This window comes from Anaerolineae bacterium, assembly GCA_014360855.1.
Classification (GTDB): Bacteria; Chloroflexota; Anaerolineae; order JACIWP01; family JACIWP01; genus JACIWP01.
This window is the reverse complement of the sequence record JACIWP010000304.1, coordinates 1-3,434: the sequence shown is the minus strand read 5'-3', so window position 1 is coordinate 3,434 and position 3,434 is coordinate 1. Positions and strand designations below refer to the sequence as shown.

General features: G+C 66.0%; 4 protein-coding genes. 1 reads left to right on the top strand and 3 read right to left on the bottom strand.

What is annotated here, in order from left to right; genetic code table 11:
* From H5T60_13105 to H5T60_13095, 3 genes are all read right to left on the bottom strand, one after another.
* A partial coding sequence (locus tag H5T60_13105) for a uracil-DNA glycosylase (GenBank protein MBC7243368.1) occupies positions 1-450 on the bottom strand: 450 nt, incomplete at its 3' end.
* Between the two features lie 198 nt (positions 451-648).
* Positions 649-2,895, bottom strand: a complete 2,247-nt coding sequence (locus tag H5T60_13100; protein MBC7243367.1) for a DNA translocase FtsK — start codon at positions 2,893-2,895, stop codon at positions 649-651.
* Positions 2,896-2,914: 19 nt separating this feature from the next.
* Positions 2,915-3,331, bottom strand: coding sequence for a S1 RNA-binding domain-containing protein (locus H5T60_13095; protein MBC7243366.1), 417 nt, complete (start codon positions 3,329-3,331; stop codon positions 2,915-2,917).
* Between the two features lie 14 nt (positions 3,332-3,345).
* Here H5T60_13095 and rps28e point away from each other — a divergent pair.
* A partial coding sequence (rps28e, locus tag H5T60_13090) for a 30S ribosomal protein S28e (protein ID MBC7243365.1) occupies positions 3,346-3,434 on the top strand: 89 nt, incomplete at its 3' end.

The following is a 3,434-nucleotide window of genomic DNA, read 5'->3' as shown; positions in this document are numbered from 1 at the left end:
GAAACACCAGATGCCGCCGACGTATTTGGGAACGCCGTGGATGCGGGAGATGCTCTGGCCGGGGAAGTAGCGCGCCATGGAGTGACGGCCCAACGTGACGATGATGGCCGGCTGAACCAGGGCGATCTGCCGGTCCAGGTAGGGCTTGCAGGCCTCGATCTCTTCCGGCAGGGGATCGCGGTTGCGCGGCGGCCGGCATTTCACCACGTTGGTGATATACACATCCTCGCGCCGCAGGCCGATGCGTCCCAGCAGTTCGGATAGGTATTGGCCGGCGGCCCCCACAAAGGGCCGTCCCTGCTGGTCCTCATGGTAACCCGGTCCTTCCCCGATGAACATGATGCGCGCCGGCACCGGGCCTTCTCCCGGCACGGCATTCGTGCGTCCCCTGCCCAGGTCGCATTTCTGACAGGCGCGGATCTCCGCGCACAGGGCTTCCATCGCTTGCATGCGCCACTCCTCCTGAGATGGGTTGGGGCTGGACACGGCCGGCTGACCTCATCATTATACTCGTGCGGACGTCATCTCACAACAGCGTCCCCATGTCCCTCGCATGGGAGGTACATGGGCTCCCCCCGGTATGTCGCCCCGCCGGCCGGAAGAGGCCGGGGATCCGGGTTTCCCCAGGGGTACAGCGCCGCTGTGCCCTTATTCCTCCGGCCCGCGCAGTACCTCGCGCGAGCGGCCGCCCCCCACGTTGGGCCCTACGTAGCCGTGCTCTTCCAGCAGGTCCATCAGCCGGGCGGCACGCGGATAGCCGATGCGCAGTGTCCTCTGCAGGTAGGAGGTCGAGATAGATGATTTCCCCTTCAGCAGGGCCACCGCCTGGTCAAAGAGCGGGTCGGTCTCATCGCCGGCGGCCCACTCTTCCCCCTCCCAGGGGTACAGCGGCGCCGGCTGTTCCACCGGGGCCGACTCTCCCTGCGCCGGCGGGAACATTTCATACTGATAGGTCTTCTGCCAGAAGCGCACGACGGCGCGGATTTCCTTGTCGGAGACGTAACAGCCCTGGAGCCGGCGGAGCTTGCTGGAGTCAGGCGTCATCAGGAGCATGTCGCCGCGGCCCAGGAGCTTTTCGGCGCCGGCGGTGTCCAGGATCACTCGCGAGTCCACCTGGCTGGTGACCGCAAAGGCAATGCGCGCCGGGAAGTTGGCCTTGATGAGGCCGGTCACCACATCCACGCTCGGACGCTGGGTGGCAATTACCAGATGGATGCCGGTGGCCCGCGCCATCTGCGCGATGCGACAGACGCTCTGCTCCACCTGATCGGGCGCCGCCATCATCAGATCGGCCAGCTCGTCAATGACCACGACCAGATAGGGCAGAATCTCCTCGCCGTGCCGCAGGGCCTTCTGGTTGTAATCGTTCAGGTGTCGGACGCCCATATCGGCAAAGCGCTTGTAGCGGGCATCCATTTCTCGCGTCACCCACTGGAGCGCGCCCACCACCTGCTCCAGGTCCACCACGACCGGCGCGATGAGGTGCGGCACGCCGTTGAAGCTCACCAGCTCGACACGTTTGGGGTCAATCAACAGCAGGCGCAGGATATCCGGGGTGTTCTGCATCAGCAGGCAAGTGACGATGGAGTTGATGCAGACAGATTTGCCCGAACCGGTGGCGCCGGCGATCAGCAAATGCGGCATTGCCGCCAGGTCCACCGCCACCGGCTCGCCGGAGACGTCGCGTCCCAGCGCAATGGCCAGCGGCGACCCGATGGAGGTGAACGCCTCGCTCTCCATCACGCCGCGCAGGGAGACCAGCGCGCTCTTGGAGTTCGGGACCTCGATGCCGACATAGGGCCGGCCGGGCACCGGCGCTTCGATGCGGATGGGAGAGGCGGCCAACGCCAGCGCCAGGTCATTGGCCAGGGCGTAAATCTTGCTCACCCGCACCTTGCGCAGGATCTCGCGCCCGTCCTTGCCCCGCCGGCGGATATACCCCGGTTCAATGCCGAACTGTGTCACCGTCGGCCCTCGGTGAATATCCACCACCCGCGCTGGGATACCGAAGCCGGCCAGCGTTTCGATAATGATCTCCGCCTTTAACTGCGCGTCGCCGTTCTCATCCACGCCGGCCGCGCTGTCCGGCCGCAGAAGGTCCATGGGCGGAAGGATCGGGTCGCGTTCGGCAGGGGCCGGGGGAGCCGGCCGGGGTTTAGGCGCCGACCGCCGCGGCTTCGCTTCCGCCGGCACAGAAGGGCGCGGGGCCGGTGCCGGCGCTTCTTTCGGCCGGGAGGTCGAGACAGCGGCCGGCTTCTGCGGCGCGGGTTTCGGAGGGGCCGGCGGGGCGGGTGTTTCTGCCCGCTCCGGCGGGATTTCCGCCAACAGCATCATGGCGGCGCGCTGAAGATACTCCCACAGCCGGCGCAGTTGGGTCATGGGCAGGCGCGCCGCCAGCAGGCCGCCGGCCAACAGGACCAGCGCCAGCAGGACCAGCGCGCCGGCGTGCCCCAGGAGGGCCTGTGGGCCGGCCGCGACCACCCAGCCGATGAATCCTCCTCCGCGGCCTTGCGCCGCAGCGCGGGCCATATCCTCCCTCGAGGCCAGGAGGTGCAGCAGGCCCAGGCCGGCAAAGAAGCAGATCTCCATGCCCAGCATCTGGAGCTTGCGGAGCGGGAACGGGTCCAGCCAGCGGGAGAACATCAGCAGTGCGCCGGCGATGCCCAGCAGGACACAGGCCGGATAGAGGCCCCATCCGAGGAGGCGCGCCGTCACAAGGTGCCAGCCGGCGAGTGGCCCAGAGGTGAACAGCAGGCTGACAGCCGTGACCAGGCCCATTGCCAGCAGTCCCAGGCCGGCCAGTTCCCGCCAGAAATGGGCGACGAAATCCAGTGTGAGTTGGACAATCTCAACGAGGTATCGTTCCCACTGGGACAAGCTCGGACGCCAGGACATTACCAGCCGCCTTCTCTGTTCAGGTCCTGTCGGATGGGATGCCGGCCCAGGAGCCGGCGGTCTCCCCACCACTGATCTGGCGCATGCTCAGCCCCATGCGGTGGTTGGCCGGGTCGAGGGAGACAATGCGCGCCCAGACCTCTTTCCCCTCCCAGATGACACTGCGAGGATGGAGGATGGCGCCTTCTGCCAGCTCCGAAACATGAATCAGCCCTTCGATGCCCTTCTCGATCTCCACAAAGGCGCCGAAATCGGTCACACTGGTGACGATGCCCCGCACCATCTGCCCGATCTGATAGCGCCGGCCAACCTCCTGCCATGGGTCGGGCAGGAGCTGTTTGACGCTGAGGGCCAGCCGGCGCGCCGGCATGTCCACCGACAGCACCAGCACTTCCACCTCCTCTCCCACCTGGAAAAGGTCGCCCGGATGGCGCACCCGGCTCCATAATATTGGAAGAAGCAACCCCTGCAGAAGTCATTGAAGTCCTAAAAAGGACCGGGATGACAGGGGAAGTACTACAAGTAAAATGTAGAATACG

Bases quoted from the DNA above. Each gene is read 5' to 3' on its own strand.
- H5T60_13100 (MBC7243367.1), bottom strand. From the start codon at position 2,895: ATGTCCTGGCGTCCGAGCTTGTCCCAGTGGGAACGATACCTCGTTGAG.